This window comes from Terriglobia bacterium (assembly GCA_020073085.1).
In the GTDB taxonomy this organism is placed as follows: domain Bacteria; phylum Acidobacteriota; class Terriglobia; order JAIQFV01; family JAIQFV01; genus JAIQFV01.
Genome location: JAIQFV010000007.1, coordinates 153,961 through 175,948 on the forward strand (window position 1 = coordinate 153,961; position 21,988 = coordinate 175,948).

Consider the following 21,988-nt stretch of genomic DNA (forward strand, 5'->3'; position numbering starts at 1 on the left):
GTCCCGCGCCCGGGAGGGCACAGGATAGCCCCCGGAAAAAAGGACATTTTCCAACCCCGTCTTATTCACTGGCCGGCGGTTGATCCTCTGAAAGGTGAGATTCATAGCCGGTCATCAGCGGGAGGCCGGGAAGCGTCTCCAAAGGCACAACATCCGGCTTGACCTCGTAGTAGCCATCAGGGAGATCGCCATTGTCGGGACGAAAATACCGCCAAAGGCTGGGACGCACGGATGCGATCAGCTCTTTTCTCGTTTTGGTTTTGAGCGGCCTTCCGATGTAGATTTTGCCCATCCGCTCCAGGATCTTTTCCGGGATGGCGCCGGCAAACATGAACAAAGGATATTTGAAATTCGGCCCGTTCAACCTCCTCAATTTGACTAGCCACATGATCAGCGCACCGAGGCGCCATGCCGTAGGGGCCCACCAACTGTAATTGCCCGGCCGTACGTTCATCTTCCAGCACTTCATCATGAGCTGCCATTGCAGGGGTGAAAGCTGACGTGTTTCAGTCACGCCTTGCTTATCTGCCATCCGGGTGTCATGCAACGGGGTAAAGATCGAGGGGATGAGAAAGGCAAAGACGTGGCGTCGCTCCATCTCGTAAACCAGGTCGAGCGTTGCTTTGACATCATCGTCCGTTTCCCCCGGGTTACCCACGATTAAGGTCATGGCCGGAAACCAGTTGTTCTCGTTCAAGATCCGAAGTCCTTCCAGGATAATGCTCGGCCAGTCCTCAATGGCAAAAGGGACGGCCTTGCTCGGCATGATCTGTTTTGCCATGCGAACTGACCCTGTCTCCAGCCCAATCAAGGGGATCAATGCCTTCTTCTGAGGATGGCTGCTGAGGTACGGGAAATGGATGGGGCTCTTGGGGAGCAGGAGATTCGACAGTTCATTGATCAGGATCGGATCGACAACCGCCGGGGCAATGGTGCTATGACTCAGCAGATGATACTCGACCCCAGGCGTGTTGACGACATCGCGATAGAGGCTGACCAGGGCTTCCCGATTCGGGAAGTAAAACGGGGTATCCGTGTGAACCTGCCCCCAGATGAACATATCCTCGGTGGCGAGCGAAATCTGCTTGTTCCCGTTGCGGACATTTGCCCGGACTGCTTTCAGGAGATTCGCCTTGGGAACATCTATCTGCGGATTGAGATCGGGGACACAGAACTGGCATCTTCGGCCGCAGCCGGTGGTCATCTCGACCACACCAAAAGTCGTCCGTTTGTCCGGAGCGAGAATTTCATCGCGTCCTCTCGGATGTGCGACCTCGATTTGTCGGGGGAGGGGATCTCCGCGCAAAGCCTTTCGGAACAACTCCATTGTGTCCATCGATTCGCTGCGCCCTTCGATAACGCAGTCCACCCCCAGGTCCTCGTAGGAATCGGTCTTTACGATTTGCCAACCGCCCGATCCGCCCACAATGACCTTGAAGTGGCCTCGATAGGGGTTTCCCTTGATCTTCGCAAAAAGGGCTCGCGCATAGTGGGAGTTGATGGGCATCTTTGAGGATCCGAACATGGAGGTATAAACCCCGGCTGCAAAGGTCACTCCCAGGGGATTGTGCGTGGAGACCGCGACGACACGGGTGTTCGGGCCGATGAATTTTTCCAGATCGTCAGGGTAGCATGCGACCACATCCTCCGGGCGGTAGCTGCGGAGCAATGCGGCCTCCACCAGCCTTACGCCTGCAGGCATAGTTCGGGCGGATCCATCTTCGTTGTGCTCCACCTCGCGCCAATGGGGATATTTGTCGTTGAGGAACCGCTCCATCCAGATGGGTAAGGATGCCATCATCATCTGAATAAAGTAGCCGGCATGGTCAATGGTCTCAGACAGGGGTGCTGTCAGGACAATCAGCTTCCCTCCATCAACCGGGGCCGATGATTGAAGGGCCTGCGGCGATTTGTCCCCGACCGTTTCGCGTGGCACGCCACTTCCGTTGCTCTTCCCAGTCTTTCGATCCATTTCATCTCCTTCAAAGGCATGGATTTACAAGAGAACCCGGTTCACCGGTCGTAGGATAATAAGTAACCAGGAAACGGTAGAACTGGACTTCCCTCGAAGTTGCCAGAGGGAACGGCGTAATTCCCATTAAGAATTGGGGAATCTTACCTTCTTTTCCACACGAAAGCACGGAAAATCATCACAAGGAGGGGCCAGTGCAAAGTATGTATTCCTGGGGACGAATTCCACACGGTCATGCGTCGCGTTTGATTTGAAGGATTCCTTCACGGCAACGTGGCCTTGACTCCCACTTGGATCTTTTGCTACCTTGGGCAACGGACAAGGGCATCCGGAGGCCCCCCCCAATACATTATTCTCGAGCGCGACACGCAGGATCTAAACGTGAAGAAATGCAAGCTCCCTTCAGCTTTGCTGGGTATTTACTATGATTTCAGGGTGGCCCAATGAACCCATCTCATCGAAGGGTCTTCAGCCCTTATGCAGTCCCCTCTCCACAAACTCCTGGTCCACAGAGGTTTACTCAAAAGGAATGGGACATAATCCAAAGGTGTCGCACCCCTCGTCAGGTTCAGGGGTTCCTGAGGAATCTCCCTTACAATTGGGAGAAGAAAACCCTGCGCACCTTTCGACAGGTGGCTCGCCATGGATCGGCCCATTGTCTGGAAGCCGCCTTGGCAGCGGCCACGATCATGGAACAGCACGGTTATCCTCCCTTGCTGCTCGATCTGGAGTCCAAGGACAATCTGGATCACGTCTTGTTTTTGTACCACCAAAAGGGACGATGGGGGACGGTTGCCAAGTCTCGGGATGCCGGACTGCACGGACGCCGGCCGGTGTTCCGCTCGATCCGGGATTTGGTCATGAGTTACGTCGAACCTTATGTCGATTTCACGGGGCGTATCACGGGGTTCGGAGTGACGGATTTGAATGAATTGGTCCCCCGTTGCAATTGGCGCCTTTCAAGAAAGAACGTTTGGGTGGTGGAACGCGCGCTCATCGACATGCCCCATCAAAAGATCAAAACCTCCACGGCACGTTTCAGGCGCGCGTTGAAGCGCTATCTCAATTTCAAGAAGCGATTTCCTCACCGCCAAGCAACCTATTATAGGAACCGGCATCACTGGTTGTGAGACGGGTGAACTGTCGTCCCGGAACAATTCGAGCCCCTCGCCAGAGCCCGGATCAGGAAAACCTCATGAGGAGCACGCTGTGATGGAGGATACCTTGACAGGTGGCCCAGTTCATGTAAAATATCACCCTATTTTTGAGGGGGGGCGTGCATACTGAATGGAAAAGAAGCGTCTCGAGTATTACAAGAAGAAACTTGAAACCAAGTATTCAGAGCTGACCCAAACCGTCTCGAAAGTGGAGCATTACGGACGAGAAGTGGATGAAGAACCGAGCCAGGATATTGCTGACAAGGCATCCAATTCGTACGAGAAGGAATTTCTATTTAGTTTGACAAACAATGATCGTTACGTCCTCCAGCTTGTCCAGGAGGCGCTCGGGCGGATCCGCGAAGGATCCTACGGCCACTGCATTGTTTGTGAAGAGGAAGTGCAACAGAAACGCCTTGAGGCGGTCCCGTGGGCGCGTCACTGCATTGAATGTCAGGAAAAGCAGGAACAGGGACTCTTGAATTAACCTCACTCAGCCTCAAGGTTGCACGTGGAGGTTGCCGGTTCACGGCAAAGGTAATTTGGAGGGTCGTCTTCGAATCCAGTCGTGTTTGGACTCAAGATTCATTGCAAACCCCGCTTTGGAGGGCCACACTCTCCCCCATCCTCGATTCCCTCTTTTCGGTTCTACTCCCCGCACACTGCGACCTTTGTCACGAATTGATCACCCGGGCCTTTGACTCTACGGTCTGCGCTCAGTGCTGGTCGACCCTGCGACCGCTGAATGATAATGTCTGCTCCCTTTGTGGCGATCCCATCATCACATCGAATGTGCCTCCCGGGTGGCGCTGTGGCCGATGCCGCCGCGGCCTCTACGAGTTTGATTTTTGTCGCTCCTACGCGCTGTACGAGAACAGGGTGCGGGAAGTGTTGCATCGGTTTAAGTACGGCAGGCGGGCGAGATTGGGGGCGCGACTGGCGCAGTTGCTTTCACAAATCTGGGCTCACTATCCCCTCCTTCAAGAGGCTGAAGTGATCGTCCCAATGCCCCTTCACCGGCGACGGGAGAAAGAGCGGGGTTTCAATCAATCCGGAATTCTGGCAAAATGTCTGTCTGGAATGGTCGGAAGGCCGCTGGCAGCCAAGGCGGTAGGCCGGGTTCGAAATACCCCCTCGCAGACGGGCTTAAGCCATCGACAGCGCCGCCTGAATGTGGCGCAATGCTTTGAGGTCAGACAACCCGCAGCCATCCAGGGAAAGGCATGCCTGGTCGTGGACGACGTCTTTACGACCGGGGCCACATTGAACTCACTGGCCCGGGTCTTGAAGGAAGAGGGGGCCGCCAAGGTTTTCGCCCTGACGCTGGCCCGAGTTTCACCGCTCGCGGCGATCGGGACGGCAGAGAGGGCGGCATGACCAGCGATTTATGATGAACGCAAAACCCCATGACCGGGTCCATGGAGAAATTCACGCACCCCGGACCGAACCAACCCGTTCGACCTTTATGCACACCCCTGTTCTGGTCCTGAATGCCACCTATGAACCCATCAATATCTGCGCCGCCCGGCGAGCGCTGGTGCTCGTCTTAAAAGGCGTGGCTCGAGCCGAGGAGGAACACCCTCGATTCATCAAATCTCCAACCTTCAGTATCCGGGTTCCTTCTGTCATCCGGTTGTTGGAGTTTCGTCACATCCCCCGTCAGTCGCGCGCCTTGTCAAGAAAGAACATCCTGCTGCGCGACCGGAACACCTGCCAATACTGTGGAGGCGTGTTTCCACCCAACGAACTGACTCTCGACCATGTGATCCCCCGATCGCGAGGCGGTGCGTCCACCTGGGAGAACCTGGTCGCCTGCTGCAAGGGATGCAATCATAAGAAAGGCAACTCAACCCCCGCGGAATCAAGCCTCCATCTGTTTCGTGAACCCCGCTCCTTTAATCTCCACACGAGCCGCCAGCTGATGCGAATGATCGGTCCTTCGGATGAGCATTGGAGAAAATACCTGTTCTATTGACCGGCGAGGCCTGTGAGGTTCAATTCTCACCGGCCGGCTAGCATTGGGGTCCTAAAGGTTCGGTCACTTGGCGGGTGAAGGCGCGGAGGTCTTTGACGCATTCTCAAGAATACGTTTCGCGAAGTAATTTGTGATTTTCGCTTCGTCCCGAGTATCCTCGATGAAGGCATCCGTGAGCAGGCGATCCTTCTGCTCGAAGAGGTCATTTCGGACAGAGGTGGTCACCCGGGGATCCGACAAATCGTGTTGTCCTCCCTTTTCGATTTCGAACAGCTTGATGATCAGGTAACCCTGTTTTGTCCTGATCAAATCGGAGGTTTCGCCCACCTTCAACGCCGTCATTGCGGCCTTGAATGCGGGATCGGTCTTCGCCAGGTCGGCATCGGACACAAAGGTAATCTGTCCGCCCGGGGAATTGGGCGTGGAGTCATCGGACCGCTGCTGAGCCACGGTGGTAAATTCCTCACCTGAACGGATGCGGCTGAGCACCGCTTGGGAAAGCTCTTTCAGCTTTCCTTCATCAGGCGCGTTCGCGATGAGGATGTGGGCAAAACGGTATCCCGGGGGAAAATTGAAGTTCGCTTTGTTCTTCTGATAGTAATCCGCGATTTGAGCATCGGTGATCGAAATCTTGGCGGTGATTTCCTTGTTCTTCAACTTATCGATGGTGATTTTCTTCTGCAAATCGTGCTTCAGCTCATCCATCGTGTAGTCCTGATCCTTCAGCGACTTTTGAAACTCCTCCTCGGTACTCCTGCTTTTGAGCTCGGTCAGGCGGTTTTCAACCTCGGTATCCGTGGCGTTCAACCCCAACTTGGCGGCCCGCTCCAGGAGGATCTGGTCATTGACCAGACTTGTCAGGATATTCAGTTTGAGACTGTTGATCTGATCTTCAGAGTATTGGACCGTCTGGCCTTTGATGCTCCGTTGATACACGCGATCGACTTCGTTCTCGCTGATTTCCTTTCCATTAACCGTGGCCAGCACTCCCCGGCCCGGACTGCTCTTTCGATTGCACGCAGGAATTAATATCATTAGGACAGCGACCAAGGCCGCCAAAATGAATTGCCACTTTAATCGATTCACAGGCATCTCCTTCGGAATTGAATCCCACACCACGATGGCGGCGTCTCATAACGCAAACAAACCTGCCGATGTTACCATGCGACATTCCATCCATAAAACAACTTTTTAGTCCGCAGTGGCTGGCCGGTCCGGTGATTGCCCGCTCCTGACGCAACGGTTAGCGGCAAGCACAAGCGAGTCTCCTGGGGGGAATCCAGATTCGAAGCGCCGCCGTGTCCGGGGAATAACCCTCTGTCTCTTCAGAGCCAGCGGAACCCTTTCACGAAGCAGGGAACGAGAATTCTGGCCCTGTTTCGCAGGGGGCTTTTGCCCCTGTCTCCACTGAGGAATGCAAATTTCCGGTTGTCAAGGGACCTGCTTCTCGATATAATGGCGGGCTTTTGATGGTTCCTCGGAGGTTAGCTGTATGGCCAGAGTTTGTGATATCTGCGGCAAGAAACCCGTGTCCGGGCATCGGGTCAGTCATGCCCACAATCTGACGAATCGACGGTGGTTGCCAAATCTGCACCGGGTCCACGCTGTTGTTAACGGGGCCCGTACCACGGTCCGGGCCTGCACCCGATGTATCCGCTCCAACCGTGTAGTCAAAGCAGCCTGATTACATCCCGATTCTCCTGCCTCGTTTGAATCGGCTGCGACCCCGTCATTCTGAGAGTCAGCCTTGTCCCCCCTCAGTCAAGCAGGCGGGGATTCAATACCCGTTCAAGTCTTCATCCCACCCGGACGAGCGCCTGTCACAGCTTCCCACCACACTGAAATCCAGGGTGCACCTCCCTGTCAGGCCAACGCAATGACATCAATCTCCACGCGCGCATCCTTGGGAAGGCGGGCCACTCCAACGGTTGAGCGAGCCGGTCGATTCTCCCTGAAAAACTTCCCGTAGACTTCATTCATCTTGGGAAACTCACCGATATCTGCCAGGAAAACGGTTGTCTTGATGACCTTATCCAGGCCGCTTCCCGCCGCTGCGAGGACCCCTTCCAGGTTTCGCAACACCCGTTCGGTCTGGGTGGAGATGTCCCCCTCGATCATCTGCTGCGTTTGGGGATCCAATGGAATTTGTCCGGAGGCGAAAACCATCCCGTTCACTTTTATGGCCTGGGAATAGGGGCCGATCGCCTGAGGAGCGTTCTTTGTTTGGATAACTTCTTTCATGCCCTGTCACTCCTTTGAAGGAAAATAGAATCCCTGAGAGGAAACCGCTTCAGCGTGCGGGATCATCCGGAGGGCCGGTCGGAGGCGGCAAAACCGGGTTTCAGGATCCGTTCCACCTCAAAAACATTGTCAATCTTCTTCAGCGATCCAATCAGTTTCTCGAGATGGCGCTTGTCACTGATATCCAGGGTCACATCGATGGTGGCGTTCTGATCCGGATAGGTCCGGGCCTCGATGTTCCGAATATTGGATCTCGTATCGGAAATGACGGAAGTGACTTCAGCCAGCAGGCCCTGTCGGTCTTCCCCGTGGATGGCCAGCCGGACGGTGTACGCTTCCTCGGCCGTCCCCCGCCACTCCACATCGATCTTCCGTTCCGCATCGTAGATCAGGTTCTGGACGTTCGGACAATTCTTGGCATGGACCGCAATTCCCTTCCCTCGCGTGATATATCCGACGATCTCTTCGCCGCGGATCGGATTGCAGCATCTCGCGCGATAGACCAGCAGGCCATCCACCCCCTTCACCTCAATTGAATCGGAGCTGGAAATCCCGAATACCTTCTTGACCACGGAAGTGAGCTTGGAGTCTTTGACCGCGGTCTGTTCGTCAAAGGCACGGTTCGGGAGCAATTTCGCAAGCAGGTTCCGAGCCGAGATCTTTCCGAACCCCATCCCCGAATAAAGGTCATCCACGGAGTGACATCCGTATTCCGCGGCAATGGGACCGATGTCGATTTCATCAATCGTCTTCTTGAGGTTCACGCTGAAATTGCGGGCCTCTTTTTCGAGAAGGCGCTTGCCGACGTCGATGGCCCGCTCGCGCTGCTGAACATTCAGCCAGTGGCGGATTTTGTTGCGCGCTTTGGAGGTCTTGACCCAGGAAAGCCAGTCCCGGCTCGGCATGTGTCCCGACTGAGTGAGGATTTCCACGATGTCTCCGTTGCGCAGCTTGTACCGCAACGGCACGATCCGCCCATTGACCTTCGACTGGACGCACTGGTTTCCCACGTCGGTGTGGATCGCATAGGCGAAGTCGATGGGCGTGGCCTCGCGCGGGAGAATGACGACCTTCCCTTTGGGGGTGAAGGTGTACACCTCCTCCGGGTAGAGATCGATTTTAAGGGTGGAGAGGAACTCGCCCGGATCCCGCATATCCTGCTGCCATTCCACCAGTTGACGCAGCCAGTTGATGCGCGAATCCTCGTCTTGATCTACCGTGCGCCCCTCTTTGTATTTCCAGTGGGCCGCAATTCCCATCTCCGCGATGCGATGCATCTCCTGCGTTCGAATCTGGACTTCGAAGGCCTGCCCGGTCGAACTGATGACCGAGGTGTGCAACGACTGATACAGGTTGGGCCGGGGCATGGCAATATAATCCTTGATCCGTCCCGGCACCGGCCGCCACGCGTTGTGAATGATACCGAGGGCGGCGTAACAGTTGCGAACGGAGTCGGTGATAATCCGGACCGCCAGCAGATCGTAAACCTGATCCAACGTGATGCGTTGCCGCTTCATTTTTTGGTAGATACTGAAGATGCGTTTGATGCGGCCTTGCAGCTGAACGGGAATGTCACTCTCCTTCATCTTCCCTGCCACCATCGATTGCACTTCCGCCAGAAACGCCTCATTCACCTTCCGTTTCTTCTCCACCTGATCTTTCAAATCCCCGTATATGCTGGGTTCGAGAAAGCAGAACGACAGGTCCTCCAACTCGCCGCGCATCTTCCCCATGCCCAGGCGATGGGCGATAGGACCATAGATTTCCATCGTTTCCCGTGCGATACGCTCTTGTTTTTCCTGTGGAAGATGCTGCAAAGTGCGCATGTTGTGCAGACGGTCGGCGAGCTTGACCAGGATGACGCGGATGTCATCGACGATCGCGAGCATCATCTTCCGAAAATTCTCCGCCTGCCGTTCCTCGGCCGAGGTGAATTGGATCTTGCTCATCTTCGTGACCCCATCCACGATGTGAGCCACCTCGGGGCCAAACTTCTCCTCGACGACCTTAAGAGGGGTCCCTGTATCCTCGACGATGTCGTGAAGCAGCCCGACACAAACGCTCTTGGGGTCCAGTTTCATCTCCGCAAGGATGGCGGCCACCGCCAGGGGGTGGGAAAGATAGGGGTCTCCTGAGGACCGCTTCTGGCCCTGATGCTGCGCGGCGGCAAACTCATAGGCCTTTTGAAGCAGGGAAAGGTCGTCGCCGGGACGATACTCCCGAACCTTGCCCAGAATGTCGTCGAAGGATGTCATCTGTGAATTATACGCAGTTTATCGAAGAAATTCCAAAATGCAAATACTTGGACCAAAATCCAATCGTCAAAATCCAAATTTCAAACAAAACCCTAATTCCAAAAGCCAAAGACACAGAGAAGAGCGGATAAACGCACTAGTTGGACTGCAACAACGTTTGGTTTCCTTCAATCACACTTCGATGGCGCGAAGGCAAGTGCTCCATAACCCGGAGGATCTGGTTCTCGGCCTCCGTCTGAAATCATGTTCCTGCTTGGAAATTGTCCGATAAAAAAAGCCCCGGTCCACTGCTCATGCTGTGGACCAGGGCTCTCTTAAGTGCCGGGGTGTCTGATTACTGTGCGGGTTGTGCGGGTGCTGTCTGCTGTTCTTTCTTGAACTTGATGTCCTTGGCTTTCTGAAACCATTTGTCGGCTTCATTCAAATCCGTTTCGCGTGCCGTCGCATCCGATTCCATGTCTGCTTTCTGCCGGTAGAGCAAGTTCAAATAGGCCATCGCGTCGTCGTATTCCGGATTGATTTCCACGGCCTTTCTCAGTGCGGCGAGCCCATCATCCACCGCCGCTCCAAATTGCTCCCGGAAGGGATCGCGCTCCTTCGGGGGCAAGGGTTCTTTCGCAGGCAGGTTATTCAGCCGATTAACGCGGGCCTCCAGGTTTGCCTTATAAGTTAAGGTCCAGTCGACCACCCCGATTGAGTAGTAGGGTTCGGCATTGCCGGGCTCGATTTCAGTCCGCTTCTTGTACCACTTCTTGGCCTCGTCAAACTTCCCCATATTGAAATAGATTGAGGCGATTCCGGCGATACTGCTGCCGTTCTGGGGGTCAGAGTTCAGCACCTCCTGAAAGGCTTTGATGGCCTCTTCGCCCGTCCGTTTATTCTCTTCCGACTCCACCCCGGGGACATACTGCGTGGCATAGGCCGTGGCGAGATAAAGCTTTGCGTTGGTCAAAGAGGGATCCAGCGCGACCGCCTCCTTGAAAAAATCGACCGCCGCCTGGTATCTCTGATCACGATAAGCCCGGACACCCTTGTTCAGTCGATCGCGGGCCTTGAGCCGACTGCAGGCCATGGACCCGAACATGAGGGCAATAATTCCCAATAAGATTGCAGTTTTCTTCCAATTCCGAGAATTCATCCGACTGCCTCCGGTGTATGAATGGTTAGCCTTCAAAGAGGGCCGCATGGGCATTGATTTCGCCCTTCTGAACAGGAAGGTACAGGAGATTGGGAAGCACAAAAAATTGCACCTTCTTCCCTTTCTGCTACTGCCCCATCTGGATCTTCTCAGTGATCAACCCGATTTTGTCGACGCCCGCCCCCTTGGCGATATCAATGATGCGGATGATCTTGTCGAACAAGGTTGCGTCGTCGCCTTTGACAAACATGACGCGCTCACTGCGGGTCTTGAAAATATCATCCAGCCGGGGACCCAGCGTATCCCAGGTCGTGGGCTCCTGATTGATTTTCAGCAACCCATCCTTGTCGATGACCACAATAATAGTCCGGATGTCCTTGGGATCCGCCGCGGGCTGGTCCTTCTTCGGCGGCTGGGGCACTAGCGCGTCTAACCCTTTCGAGATGATCGGCGTGATCACGAGAAAGATGATGATCAGGACCAGCAGAATGTCGATCATCGGCGTCATGTTGATATCCGACTTCGGGCCGTGGCCCGTTCCAACTCCCATTGCCATGGCGTTTCCTCCAGCAAAAATAAGTTCTGGTGGGCACCAAAGTCAGTGCATCTACTTGAACTGATCCCACTGACTGCCGGATGAGCCCTTTAACCTCTCCGGCATGCCCCCCTCATCAGCTCAGTCTATCGGGAGGCCCTTAATTCAACCTTGAGCGCTCACCTCATTGATTATTACGGTCTCAAAGCTGTCCCTGACTGCTTTAGGATAACCTGAAAGAGGGACCGCGCCGTAACAGCAAAAAAACGATCATCCTGCCCTTCACTGACCTCCGGAAGGTGGTTTACTCTTTCTCTCTTCTTCCTTCTCCGTTATCAATCCCAGCGAATCGACACCCGCCGCACGCACTTCATCGACGACGGCAGCCACATCTCCATACTTTGCGCGGCGGTCGCTCTTCACATAAACGGTCTTGTCGCCCGCTTTTCGCTCGAGCAGGTCTTTGACTTTCTGCGTGATGGCATCTTTCTTGACCTCATCCGAGCCCAGGAAATAACGCCCGTCGCGCTGGACCGCGATGAGAATGGCGTCGTCCTTGTCGCCCTCCTTCATTTCGCGGGGATTCTTGGCCTTTGCTAAATCGACCGACACGCCGTGTTGCAACATGGGCGTCACCACCATGAAGATGATCAGCAGCACGAGCATGATGTCAACCATCGGGGTGACGTTGATATCGCTCTTGACCGAGCTCTCCCTTGTTTCTGCACCACCCAGGAAAGGCATAGTTAACCTCCTCAAAAAGATGTCAATTCAAAGCCTATGCTGCATCATCTTCCGAGAGGCCTAATGCTTCCCGCCGCGACGCTTCAGGAAAAAGTCAACGAGTTCGGATGAGGAATTGTCCATCTCAACCGCGAAGGCTTCCACCTTGCCAGTGAAGTAATTGAAGGCCATTACGGCCGGAATCGCAACCAGCAGACCGAATGCGGTGGTCACGAGGGCTTCGGAAATTCCTCCGGCGACTGCCGACAGACCCGTTGCCTTTTCCGTCGAAATCCCCTTGAAGGCGTTGATGATGCCGACGACCGTTCCGAACAAGCCGACGAAGGGAGAGACCGAACCGATGGTCGCCAGGCCGGACAGTCCACGCTTCAACTCCGCATTCACAATGGCGGCCGAGCGCTGGAGGGCCCGCTTTGACGCATCAATTTCCTCTCCCGGGATTTCTGTACTGGCCTGATGGGCCTCGAATTCCTGCAACCCGGTAATGAGCACCTTGGCCAGGTGGCTCTTCTTGTTCTGCTCGCAGACACTGATCGCCTCTTCGATTTTGCCTTCCTTCAGACAGCCTGCCACGGCCGGCGCAAAATCACGCGACTGCTTGCGCGCCGAGGAATACGTAAACCAGCGGTCAATCATTACCCCAATCGACCATGCCGACATGATAAAGAGGATCACAACGACGGCCTTTGCGGGAACCCCCATCTGCTTCCACATACTGACCAGATCAAAGCCTACCTCACCCTGCATGAGCAGGAGCGCTAACAGATTAAGTTTGGAAAAGACGAAAAGCATAAATTAACCTTCCTCCTAAAGATGTTGAGAACGATTGGTTGTTGGCGCCGGCTCCGCGCATTGCCCTAGTATGGGTCCCGATGCGCCGGGCCGGCAACGATTTCTTTTTCTAACCACCGGTCAGGGAGAAATTCACAGTAATCGTCGTGATGACCTCGACCGGCTCTCCATTCAACAGGGTGGGTCGGTACCGCCACTGTTTGACGGCATCCAAGGCCGACTGAACCAGCAAGGGGTGTCCCTGGATCACAGTCAAATTCTCGACCGTCCCCTGCTTGGAGATGACGGCTTCCAAGACCACTGATCCCTGGATGCGGGCCGATTTCGCCAGCGGGGGATAAGCCGGCCTCGGCGAAGAAATCAAATTCGCCTGCTGGACATTTCCACCTACCCGAATCCGCTGCACCGGCTTGGGAGCCTCGATCCTGGGAGGCGGCGGGGGAGGGGCTGCGGCGCTCTTGGAGATCAATCCTCCGATCACGCCTCCAACCGAACCGCCAACCATACCTCCTTCAACACCCCCGACTACACCGCCCGTGGACGGCGGGGGCGGGGCATCTTCCATGATTTTTGCAATTTCTTTTGGAATTTCTTTTGGCGTCTGAAGCTGTCCCTCAACAATCTGGGAAACGACCTTCTGCACCTTCACCATCGTGGCAGCCGGTGGTGGCGGTGGCGGTGGTGGCGGCGGTGGGGCCGTCAACAGGAAGGTCAGCAGTTGTTGTTTAGGGAGCGCTTCGGTGTAAATCAGTGGGATCAGGATCAAGATCGCAATCACCACTGTGTGGATAACCATCGACAGGACAACCGTAACAGGTTTTTTCGTCGCCTCAGCGGTCCCTCCCGATTCGACGAGATGCTCAAACATGCGCTCTCCCTCCCTTCAAATCAAAAAATACACGCAAAAAAATGTGTCAATCCAAAAAAGTTCAAAAACAGCGCCCGCCTCGGGCCTGACGACGGGAGATGCATCGAACGGCGAAACCTATGATTACACGCGTACCGAGTCTCTTCTAAACCTTGGAAAACAAATCGTATGGGTATACTTCGAGGAAACCTGGCTTCGCGAATGAATAAGATGCTGGAACTACGCCCTCAGATTTCAAATCGTATGCCTTTCAATTTGGCTTGTCAATCGTGTTCTCCACCGGTCGGGCAGCCACTCCGACCTGATCCTTTTCGCCCCCTCCGGCCCTCTCGGCTCCTCCCGAAGGGAGATGCCTATGGGGCGCTCATTCCCGAATCACCGGGCCGCCGCGGCCGCCTTGACGGCTTGCTTCCTGCCCGCACGATACTCCACCCACCCCAAGACAATAGGGGCCGCAATGGCGATGGAGGAGTATGTCCCAATCAAGATGCCCACCACGAGGCAGAATGCAAAACCGTGAATCACTTCCCCTCCAAACAGGAACAACGACATCACCGTCAGGAAGGTCAGCCCGGAGGTCAGAATCGTCCGGCTCAGCGTCTGATTAATCGACAGATTGACAATCCGCGCCAGCGGCTCGCGCCTCATGAGTTTCACGTTTTCACGGATCCGGTCAAAAACCACGATGGTGTCGTTCATGGAATAGCCAATCAGGGTCAAGAACCCCGCGATCACCGTCAGGGTAATTTCCTTGTTAAACAGGGAAAAGAACCCGATGGTGATGATGACATCATGAAATGTTGCAATGACTGCGGCCACCCCATAAATGGTTTCAAACCGGAATGCAATATAGATCAGCATTCCTGCCAAGGCGTACAAGGAAGCCTGTAATGCTTGCCGTCGCAGGTCCTTGCCTACCTTGGGACCCACCACCTCCGAGTTCTTGATGGCGTAGTCAGAAAGGTAGAAGCTGTTGCTGAGGACCCCGGCCAGTTCCCTGGTGATGCCGGCTCCTGCCACCAGCTCATCCACCGAAGCAATCAACCCGCCATGCAAATCCCGGTACTTGACGATCCGATCAGCCGCATCCTTATAAAAATCTTGCGCCTGGGTCTGTCCCTTGGAAGGCGCCAGCTTCAGCGGATCCAGGGCGATCATCCGGTCGGCGAAGGTGGCCGGTCCCACATTGTTCAAATCCAGCTTACCTTCTCCCGCGGCAGTACTCGGGTAAACCACTTTCAAAGTCGCCAGTATGTCCTGCCTGCCGGTATCGAGATCCTGTTGAGACTCACCCGAGAGGTCGAGTCCAATCATTACCTCATGGTTTGATTGCAAGCCGAACTGCTGTATCGAATTCTCTCCCGACACCCGCCTTTTCAATTCAGCACGGATACGTTCGATGGGCGGCTTATCCTTGAATTTGACATAGACATTTGTTCCGCCCCGAAAATCGATGCCGTACCGGGGGCCGCCCTTCGCGATGAGGGAAATGATCCCGGCCACACTCAAGACCAACGAGAGACCGATCAAGACCCACTTGTACTTGAGAAAATCAAAATTTGGATTATGAAAAAATTCCATCGAGCCTGAGACTCCTTCGCCGGTCGAGCTTCCAAACTTCGATCATCTCACTGAATATAGACACCGATCGAAATCTGGAAGTTCCAAAATTTTCAAAGATTAAGAATCTAAATACTCAAAGTGGCACTGCGCGGCTGGTTACTGACATGCCAGTCAAAAATCAATCGGGACACATAAACTGCCGTAAAAACGTTTGCGGCCAGACCAACGGTAAGGGTCACGGCGAATCCCTTGACCGGGCCGGTCCCGAACAGAAACAGGAAAAGAGCAGAAACAATGGTAGTTACATGGGTATCGATGATCGTCCGAAATGCGTTGGAAAAGCCGCGATCGATGGCGGAAACCACGTTCTTTCCCAAGCGGAGCTCCTCACGGATCCGTTCAAAAACAAGAACATTCGAGTCCACCGCCATACCGATGGTCAAAATAACTCCTGCGATCCCGGGCAGGGTCAGGGTCGCCCCAAAATAAGCCAGGGCGGCAAGAAGGATAATCAGATTGAAGAGCAAAGCTGTCACCGCGTTCACACCAGATAACTTGTAATAAATCACCATGAAGACCACCACCATGGCAAGCCCCACGATCGAGGCCAGGATACCCTCGCGGATAGAATCGTTGCCGAGTGATGGTCCAACTGTGACTTTTTGCAGGTACTTGAGGCTTGCCGGCAGAGCTCCGGAACGAAGCACCAAGGCCAACTCCTCAGCCTGGACCTGGCTGAAGTTGCCGGTAATCTGACCCGAATCGCTAATCTGGCTTTGAATCTCAGGAGCGGATTGAATCTTGTGGTCAAGAACAATGGCAAGCTGTTTGTGGAGGTTTTGCTGGGTGACTTGAGAGAATCGAACCGCCCCGGCATTGTTGAGGGTGAATCCCACTGCGGGCCGGCCATTTTCGTCCAGTTGGGGTCGGGCTCCCTTCAAATCGCGGCCCGTGATCGAGGCCACGCGGTCGACGAAGTACCATTGTTCTGTGGAAGGCTGGCCGGGTGCAGATTTCTCCACTGATTTCAAGAGTTCCAAATCGGGGGGGACCGTGTTTCCGTGACCCGCCAAAGCGGCTTGTTGAGTCGGGAAGGGACCATCCTTGACGATTTTCAATTCCAGGATCGCGGGTTGGCCGATCACGCGGTCGACCTTTTCGGGATCATCCATCCCAGGCAGTTGTACCAGAACTTCATATGAACCTGCAGACCGTTCTTGAATGACGGGTTCGGTGACTCCCAAGGCATCGATCCGGTTGCGAAGCGTCTGGACCGTCTGCTTTACGGCTTCCGTGCGCAACTCGGATTCCACCGACGGCTTCATCCCCAGGGTAAAGCCACTGACATCGCCCGCCAATGAAGAGAGGTCCCACGAGCCGGTAAACTTGTCGTTGAACATCTCCCGGAAATCGGCGGCACGCGAAGAATCAATCCCCCGGACCTCGACGTGGTCCAGATCGCGCTTTCGCAGGTCGGCCGAGGTGATTTGCCGGTTCAACAGTTCCGTCCGAATCAATTCAATGGTCTGATCCGTCTCAGCATTGATCGCATCATCCGTCATGACCTGGATGATGAGATAAGTGCCCCCTTTCAGATCCAGGCCGAGCTGAATGCGCTCGGAGAAATTCTGCTTAATCGCGCTCCATGACCCCGGGACGTGGGGATACCCAATAAAGCCATAGAGGCAGCCGATAATGATCAAGCCGTAAATAAGGGCTTTCCATTTCAAATTCTTGTCCATGGGGCAATTCTACCTTCCCTTAACAATCTCTCGAAGTTCAACCTCTGACTTGCTTTGTCCTTCTGTAAACACAACTCCGCCGTTTTTGACTTCGGCTGTCTTGCGAGTCGGAGGGGGTCACTCGTGAAGTCTGCCACCCGGTGCTGTGGACCTTCCACTGTCCCACTACGACTCTTTGGCATCCTCGGGAGATTGCATGCCCACGACCGCACTCTTGAGCATGCGCACTTTGACCTGATCGGCCACGCGAAGCGACACCGTGCTATCGTCCAGGCTCACAATGGTCCCGAGCATTCCGCCCGAAGTGACCACCTTATCGCCCGACTTGAGGTTTGTGAGCATTTCGCGGGTTTTCTTTTGTCGTCGCTGCGCGGGAAGGATGAGGAGGAAATAGAAAATAAAGCCAATTGCGATCAGTGGAAGAAAACCGACTAGCGTAGAACTGCCCCCTGACGCCTGGGCCAGTAAATTCAAGGTCGCACTACTCAATGGGCATTCCTCAAATCAGATGGGTGTTGGGATTTCAAACAGGACTGTTTCGGGTCGTGTGCGGGCAATGCGCTTCGCAGCCAATCCCTGGGCGGAACCTGTCGTCTCCCCCGAAACGGAAACAGCGGAACCTCAATCCGATGTTCCTGATTGTCTCCACTCCGACAGGAATTTCATCGCAAACTCTGCGAAGCGAGAAGACGCAATAGATTGCCTGATTCGCTCCATAGTGTCAAGATAAAAGTAGAGGTTATGGTAGGTGTTGAGGACCGCGGAGAGCACTTCATTTTGATGAAACAGGTGGCGCAAATAGGCCCGAGAATATCTTTTGCAGACGAAGCACTCACACCGGTCATCGATCGGCTTTTCGCTCTCTTTATGAACCTCATTCTTGATGACAATATGCCCGTCGTGGGTGAACAGCCATCCGTTCCGGGCATTCCGCGTGGGAAGGACACAATCGAACATATCAATGCCACGGCGGACGCCCTCGACCAAGTCGGCCGGAGTCCCCACCCCCATCAGGTACCGGGGGCGGTCCGACGGCAGCAGCGGAGCAGTGGCCTCGACCATTTCAAACATCTTCTCTTTTGATTCTCCGACGCTGAGCCCCCCGAGGGCGTATCCGGGGAATTCCATTGCGAGCAAGTGGTCCACGCAATCCTTGCGCAAATCGGCATAAACGCTGCCTTGCACAATGCCGAACAGCGCCTGGTCTGCCCTCTCATCCGACCGCTGACGCTGCTCGAGGTAATTCTTGCATCGTTCCGCCCAACGCACCGTCATCAACATCGACTGGTTAGCATGTTCGTGAGAGCAGGGAAAGGGGGTGCAGTCATCAAAACACATGATGATGTCGGCGCCGAGGTTCATCTGGACTTCCACGGAACGCTCCGGCGAAAAGAAATGCGAAGAGCCGTCATAATGGGACCGGAAACGAACTCCCTCTTCCGTGATTTCACGCAAGTCGCTCATGGAAAAAACCTGGAATCCCCCGCTGTCGGTCAGCAGGGCTCGCGGCCAGGAAATGAACCGGTGGAGGCCTCCTAACTGGCGGATGAGCTCGTCGCCGGGCCGCAGATACAGATGGTAGGTGTTGGCCAGAATGACCCGGACATCCAGGTCCTCGAGCTGTTCCTGCGTGAGCGACTTCACGGTCCCCGCCGTACCCACCGGCATGAACACGGGCGTCTCGATCTCCCCGTGAGGCGTGACAAGTCTCCCCAGGCGCGAGGCCCCGTCGGTATGAAGAATCTGAAACTGGAGGGGTGAAGTCATGGGAGCGAGGATACTTGAGCCAAATCAAAGAAGGGCCACCCATCCGGGCGCCCGGCGTTCCAGAAAAAAGCGCCCCGACTCGCCGTCGCGAATCCAGAGCGCTCCCTCGGAATACAATTGTACACGAGCCGAGATAGTTCTATTTCCTTATCGCCGCCCATCCAACCACACACGCGATCACGATAAGCCAGAGAATGATGATGGTCGTGAGCGACTTCTTAAAGGTCAGGTTCTTCGAGACCCCCGCGACACCCATCGCCAGCACAACAAGGGACCAGATGGTAAAAATATCGATCGATTTCCCGAAGGCGTACAACGCCTTGTTGCTCGGATCGAATAAGATCGATAAATTGGACTGGACGACATCGGCCGGGTTGCCAAACTCGGTGGGCTGTTTGACAAACAAAATGGGAATCGCGATGATCGACTTCAGCAGACTCGGCATGGAGGCATAGGCGTTCGCCGCAAATATCTTCTTAAACGTCGTCTCCGCCCCCATGATAAAACTGAATACAGCGAAAAGAACCCCCGAAACCACTACCAGAGCGAGGGGAACGACCACCAGGACCGAGACGTAACTGATGATAACACTGAACTTTAGTCCAGACTGCAGGGCTTCATCAGACGGCACCGGACGTCCCGATTTTTCAATCTGAGCCCGGATCAACTCAAGCATGTCCGCGTGGGATAGAAAGACATACGTGACGGCCAAGGCCACAAACACAATCAAAATCGCGGGCACAAGCCAGTCCGGCTTGCGGTTGATGTCTTCAAAAGTGGCCTTCGGCGAGACGAACACCCCGATGATTCGCTCCAGGGGGCTCTTGGTTGGTTCCACTGAAACAGGTGATGTGCTGCCCGGCATTTCCTGACTCATAGAACTCTCCTTTTGAGAATTGTGATTCACGGAACTCTTCACTTAATTGCAAGTTGGGTGGCATCTTTGAATTTAAAGCAGGCCGACCAGTGGCTTGTCGAAATGGTTTCCCGGGGAGGCTCTGCCGCCGCACAGGCTGCATCGGCAATCGGGCAACGCGGATGAAATCGACAACCACTGGGAACTCTGACCGCGGAAGGTATCTCTCCCCGTAATACGAGCCGGCTCGATTTTGGTTTCGGGTCGGGTTCCGGGACGGCCGAGAGCAGGGCCCGTGTGTAAGGATGGGCGCTGCGGGTAAAGACCTCCTCGGTGGTTCCTTCTTCGACGATCTTCCCGAGATACATGACGGCGATCCGGTCACACAGGTGCGCCACCACCGGCAGGCTGTGAGAGATGAAGAGAAAGGTGAGTTGAAACTGGTCTCTCAAATCAGCCAGCAGATTGATGATTTGTGCCTGGACCGAGACATCCAGAGAGGAGACCGGCTCGTCGGCGACAACAAACTTCGGCTTGAGCGCAATGGCGCGCGCAATGGCAATGCGCTGCCGCTGCCCCCCGCTGAATTCGTGCGGAAAACGATCCAGCACCTCCGGCTCAAATCCCACCGTCTCGAGCAACGACCTCAAGCGCCCTTCGATTTCCGTCTTCTTGCAGATACGATGGACAATGAAAGGCTCGGCCAGCGTGGTCCGAATGCGCAGGCGCGGATTGAGTGAGGAGTAAGGGTCCTGAAAGACAATCTGCATGGACCGGCGTTTTCGGCGGAGGCTCTCGCGATCGAGATGGAACAGATTCTCTTGATCGAAAATGACCTCCCCCGAGGTGGGCTCAATCAAACGCAACACAAGCCGACCCGTGGTCGATTTCCCGCATCCCGACTCCCCCACCAGCCCCAAAACTCCTCCGCTCCGGATGAAGAAGTCGATGTCGTCGACCGCATGGACAAATTCCTTCCCCCTTCCGAAGAGCAGGCGATTGTCCGCAGGAAAGTATTTCTTTAGATGATTGACCTGGAGCAAGACGTTATTTTCTGCCATCGAGTTAGTCGTCGTGAATCATTCCGTTTGTTGCACTTCTGACAATCTGTTTTTGACTCACGCTGAGTCGCGAAGAAGCCAGAGGGTCAGCTCCGGCTCATCCTGGCCCCTGACACCCGACACCTGGCACCGGATCTCCTCGCTGCCCACTGCCCACCGCCCACTGCCCACTCTTCTACCGGCACAAGACACACCGCGCCCGATGTCCTTGTCCAACCGGATAGAGGGGGGGATCAAGCTCCTTACATTCCTCCAATCGAACCGAGCATCGGGGCTCGAATTTGCAGCCCCGGGGCAGTGCCAGCAGATTCGGAACGGTCCCGGGAATAGCATCCAATTTCCGTGTCGGCAGCGTGCCCGGCCGGATCGTGGGGAGCGAGCGCAACAGCCCCTGCGTGTAAGGGTGACGCGGATTCGAGAAAATCTCCGACACGGGGGCCTGTTCCACAATCTTCCCTGCATACATCACGGCCACATCATCCGCCACCGCGGCGATGACTCCCAAATCATGCGAGATGAAGAGCATTGAAAGGGCGAACCGCTCGCGCATGGATCGAAGCAATTCCAGGATCTGCGCCTGGACCGTGACGTCCAGCGCCGTGGTGGGTTCGTCGGCGATCAACAGTTGAGGATGGCACACCAGGGCCATCGCGATCATGACGCGCTGGCGCAACCCTCCGGAAAGCTGGTGCGGATACTCCCGGGCGCGACGAGCAGCATCGGGAATAGAAACGGCTTCCATGGCTCCGATGGCCTGGTCCCAAGCCTCACGGCGCCGCACCCTCGCATGGGCCCGTACAGTTTCTGCGATCTGCTCGCCCACCGTGAAGACCGGATCCAAGGCCGTCGAGGGCTCCTGAAACACCATAGCAATTTCAGCACCCCGGACCTTGCGCATCGCTCGCTCCGGGATCGAGAGCAACTCCACGGCCCGTGATGGCGCGCCTTCTGTGGATTCGGCGGCGTCGGAATCTCCCCCCAGCTTTCTGGAATGAAATAGAATCTTTCCACCCTCGATGCGCGCCGGCGGCTGCAACAATCGCAGAATGGATAGAGCCGTTACCGTCTTGCCGCATCCCGATTCTCCCACCAGTCCGAGCGTCCGTTGGGCGGCGATTGTAAAGGACACGTCATCCACCGCCCGCACCGTTCCCTCCGGGGTGTCAAACACCGAGCGCAGATTTTCCACGGCAAGCAGATCGGAATTCATTCAATAATTGGAAGTATCCTGTCACCCCTTCGAGCGCAGGAGGCACGCGTTATCTTATCGCGAATTGGAAGCCCTGCAAGGGAAATCTCGCCAGCAATTGAATCCGGGATAG

At 55.2% G+C, this 21,988-nt stretch carries 21 protein-coding genes; 5 read left to right on the forward strand and 16 right to left on the reverse strand.

Going from position 1 to position 21,988, the window contains the following annotated elements; genetic code table 11:
• Positions 1-61 precede the first annotated feature (61 nt).
• Positions 62-1,972 carry a B12-binding domain-containing radical SAM protein gene (locus tag LAO21_09275; GenBank protein MBZ5552898.1) on the reverse strand — a complete coding sequence of 637 codons (1,911 nt, stop codon included), beginning with the start codon at positions 1,970-1,972 and terminating at the stop codon, positions 62-64.
• Positions 1,973-2,604: 632 nt separating this feature from the next.
• On the opposite strand from LAO21_09275, the gene LAO21_09280 reads away from it, so the two are divergent.
• From LAO21_09280 to LAO21_09295, 4 genes are all read left to right on the forward strand, one after another.
• Positions 2,605-3,102, forward strand: a complete 498-nt coding sequence (locus LAO21_09280; GenBank protein ID MBZ5552899.1) for a hypothetical protein — start codon at positions 2,605-2,607, stop codon at positions 3,100-3,102.
• A gap of 157 nt (positions 3,103-3,259) precedes the next feature.
• Complete coding sequence (locus tag LAO21_09285) at positions 3,260-3,616, forward strand: TraR/DksA family transcriptional regulator (GenBank protein ID MBZ5552900.1); 357 nt, start codon at positions 3,260-3,262, stop codon at positions 3,614-3,616.
• Between the two features lie 101 nt (positions 3,617-3,717).
• Positions 3,718-4,506, forward strand: coding sequence for a ComF family protein (locus LAO21_09290; GenBank protein ID MBZ5552901.1), 789 nt, complete (start codon positions 3,718-3,720; stop codon positions 4,504-4,506).
• An 88-nt stretch (positions 4,507-4,594) separates the two neighbouring features.
• Positions 4,595-5,104: an HNH endonuclease gene (locus LAO21_09295; GenBank protein MBZ5552902.1), complete on the forward strand. Its 510-nt coding sequence runs from the start codon at positions 4,595-4,597 to the stop codon at positions 5,102-5,104.
• Between the two features lie 63 nt (positions 5,105-5,167).
• On the opposite strand, the gene LAO21_09300 is transcribed toward LAO21_09295, so the two are convergent.
• Positions 5,168-6,190 carry a SurA N-terminal domain-containing protein gene (locus tag LAO21_09300; protein ID MBZ5552903.1) on the reverse strand — a complete coding sequence of 341 codons (1,023 nt, stop codon included), beginning with the start codon at positions 6,188-6,190 and terminating at the stop codon, positions 5,168-5,170.
• 406 nt (positions 6,191-6,596) lie between these two features.
• On the opposite strand from LAO21_09300, the gene rpmB reads away from it, so the two are divergent.
• Positions 6,597-6,788, forward strand: coding sequence for a 50S ribosomal protein L28 (gene rpmB / locus LAO21_09305; protein ID MBZ5552904.1), 192 nt, complete (start codon positions 6,597-6,599; stop codon positions 6,786-6,788).
• A 179-nt stretch (positions 6,789-6,967) separates the two neighbouring features.
• Here rpmB and LAO21_09310 read toward each other — a convergent pair whose 3' ends face one another.
• The 14 genes from LAO21_09310 to LAO21_09375 all read right to left on the reverse strand — a co-directional run bounded on the left by LAO21_09310 (position 6,968) and on the right by LAO21_09375 (position 21,876).
• Positions 6,968-7,345 (reverse strand): RidA family protein, encoded by a 378-nt coding sequence (locus LAO21_09310; GenBank protein MBZ5552905.1) that lies wholly within the window; start codon positions 7,343-7,345, stop codon positions 6,968-6,970.
• 62 nt (positions 7,346-7,407) lie between these two features.
• Positions 7,408-9,600 (reverse strand): bifunctional (p)ppGpp synthetase/guanosine-3',5'-bis(diphosphate) 3'-pyrophosphohydrolase, encoded by a 2,193-nt coding sequence (locus LAO21_09315; protein MBZ5552906.1) that lies wholly within the window; start codon positions 9,598-9,600, stop codon positions 7,408-7,410.
• Between the two features lie 334 nt (positions 9,601-9,934).
• Entirely contained in the window at positions 9,935-10,738 is an 804-nt protein-coding gene (locus tag LAO21_09320; GenBank protein ID MBZ5552907.1) for a tetratricopeptide repeat protein, read from the reverse strand.
• Positions 10,739-10,865: 127 nt separating this feature from the next.
• The gene (locus tag LAO21_09325; GenBank protein MBZ5552908.1) at positions 10,866-11,294 is read right to left on the reverse strand and encodes a biopolymer transporter ExbD; all 429 of its coding nucleotides are present in this window, start codon (positions 11,292-11,294) and stop codon (positions 10,866-10,868) included.
• 261 nt (positions 11,295-11,555) lie between these two features.
• A complete protein-coding gene (locus LAO21_09330; protein MBZ5552909.1) occupies positions 11,556-12,017 on the reverse strand; it encodes an ExbD/TolR family protein in 462 nt (153 codons plus the stop codon).
• A 60-nt stretch (positions 12,018-12,077) separates the two neighbouring features.
• Positions 12,078-12,719: a MotA/TolQ/ExbB proton channel family protein gene (locus tag LAO21_09335; GenBank protein MBZ5552910.1), complete on the reverse strand. Its 642-nt coding sequence runs from the start codon at positions 12,717-12,719 to the stop codon at positions 12,078-12,080.
• A 199-nt stretch (positions 12,720-12,918) separates the two neighbouring features.
• A complete protein-coding gene (locus LAO21_09340) occupies positions 12,919-13,677 on the reverse strand; it encodes a TonB family protein (GenBank protein ID MBZ5552911.1) in 759 nt (252 codons plus the stop codon).
• Between the two features lie 375 nt (positions 13,678-14,052).
• Positions 14,053-15,258, reverse strand: a complete 1,206-nt coding sequence (secF, locus tag LAO21_09345) for a protein translocase subunit SecF (protein ID MBZ5552912.1) — start codon at positions 15,256-15,258, stop codon at positions 14,053-14,055.
• 107 nt (positions 15,259-15,365) lie between these two features.
• Entirely contained in the window at positions 15,366-16,982 is a 1,617-nt protein-coding gene (secD, locus tag LAO21_09350; GenBank protein MBZ5552913.1) for a protein translocase subunit SecD, read from the reverse strand.
• A 165-nt stretch (positions 16,983-17,147) separates the two neighbouring features.
• Positions 17,148-17,471: a preprotein translocase subunit YajC gene (yajC, locus tag LAO21_09355; protein ID MBZ5552914.1), complete on the reverse strand. Its 324-nt coding sequence runs from the start codon at positions 17,469-17,471 to the stop codon at positions 17,148-17,150.
• A 132-nt stretch (positions 17,472-17,603) separates the two neighbouring features.
• Positions 17,604-18,749: a tRNA guanosine(34) transglycosylase Tgt gene (tgt, locus tag LAO21_09360; GenBank protein MBZ5552915.1), complete on the reverse strand. Its 1,146-nt coding sequence runs from the start codon at positions 18,747-18,749 to the stop codon at positions 17,604-17,606.
• Between the two features lie 139 nt (positions 18,750-18,888).
• Complete coding sequence (locus tag LAO21_09365) at positions 18,889-19,626, reverse strand: YIP1 family protein (protein MBZ5552916.1); 738 nt, start codon at positions 19,624-19,626, stop codon at positions 18,889-18,891.
• 38 nt (positions 19,627-19,664) lie between these two features.
• Positions 19,665-20,666, reverse strand: coding sequence for an ABC transporter ATP-binding protein (locus LAO21_09370; protein MBZ5552917.1), 1,002 nt, complete (start codon positions 20,664-20,666; stop codon positions 19,665-19,667).
• Between the two features lie 175 nt (positions 20,667-20,841).
• Positions 20,842-21,876 carry an ABC transporter ATP-binding protein gene (locus LAO21_09375; protein MBZ5552918.1) on the reverse strand — a complete coding sequence of 345 codons (1,035 nt, stop codon included), beginning with the start codon at positions 21,874-21,876 and terminating at the stop codon, positions 20,842-20,844.
• Positions 21,877-21,988 lie beyond the last annotated feature (112 nt).

What these genes read in the sequence shown, in the direction of transcription:
- LAO21_09310 (MBZ5552905.1), bottom strand. Translation starts at nt 7,345, where the DNA reads ATGAAAGAAGTTATCCAAACAAAGAACGCTCCTCAGGCGATCGGCCCC.
- LAO21_09375 (MBZ5552918.1), bottom strand. Translation starts at nt 21,876, where the DNA reads ATGAATTCCGATCTGCTTGCCGTGGAAAATCTGCGCTCGGTGTTTGAC.
- LAO21_09340 (MBZ5552911.1), bottom strand. Translation starts at nt 13,677, where the DNA reads ATGTTTGAGCATCTCGTCGAATCGGGAGGGACCGCTGAGGCGACGAAA.
- secD (MBZ5552913.1), bottom strand. Translation starts at nt 16,982, where the DNA reads ATGGACAAGAATTTGAAATGGAAAGCCCTTATTTACGGCTTGATCATT.
- LAO21_09325 (MBZ5552908.1), bottom strand. Translation starts at nt 11,294, where the DNA reads ATGGCAATGGGAGTTGGAACGGGCCACGGCCCGAAGTCGGATATCAAC.
- LAO21_09320 (MBZ5552907.1), bottom strand. Translation starts at nt 10,738, where the DNA reads ATGAATTCTCGGAATTGGAAGAAAACTGCAATCTTATTGGGAATTATT.
- LAO21_09315 (MBZ5552906.1), bottom strand. Translation starts at nt 9,600, where the DNA reads ATGACATCCTTCGACGACATTCTGGGCAAGGTTCGGGAGTATCGTCCC.
- LAO21_09335 (MBZ5552910.1), bottom strand. Translation starts at nt 12,719, where the DNA reads ATGGGGGTTCCCGCAAAGGCCGTCGTTGTGATCCTCTTTATCATGTCG.
- secF (MBZ5552912.1), bottom strand. Translation starts at nt 15,258, where the DNA reads ATGGAATTTTTTCATAATCCAAATTTTGATTTTCTCAAGTACAAGTGG.
- LAO21_09365 (MBZ5552916.1), bottom strand. Translation starts at nt 19,626, where the DNA reads ATGAGTCAGGAAATGCCGGGCAGCACATCACCTGTTTCAGTGGAACCA.
- LAO21_09295 (MBZ5552902.1), top strand. Translation starts at nt 4,595, where the DNA reads ATGCACACCCCTGTTCTGGTCCTGAATGCCACCTATGAACCCATCAAT.
- rpmB (MBZ5552904.1), top strand. Translation starts at nt 6,597, where the DNA reads ATGGCCAGAGTTTGTGATATCTGCGGCAAGAAACCCGTGTCCGGGCAT.
- tgt (MBZ5552915.1), bottom strand. Translation starts at nt 18,749, where the DNA reads ATGACTTCACCCCTCCAGTTTCAGATTCTTCATACCGACGGGGCCTCG.
- LAO21_09285 (MBZ5552900.1), top strand. Translation starts at nt 3,260, where the DNA reads ATGGAAAAGAAGCGTCTCGAGTATTACAAGAAGAAACTTGAAACCAAG.
- LAO21_09330 (MBZ5552909.1), bottom strand. Translation starts at nt 12,017, where the DNA reads ATGCCTTTCCTGGGTGGTGCAGAAACAAGGGAGAGCTCGGTCAAGAGC.
- LAO21_09370 (MBZ5552917.1), bottom strand. Translation starts at nt 20,666, where the DNA reads ATGGCAGAAAATAACGTCTTGCTCCAGGTCAATCATCTAAAGAAATAC.
- LAO21_09275 (MBZ5552898.1), bottom strand. Translation starts at nt 1,972, where the DNA reads ATGGATCGAAAGACTGGGAAGAGCAACGGAAGTGGCGTGCCACGCGAA.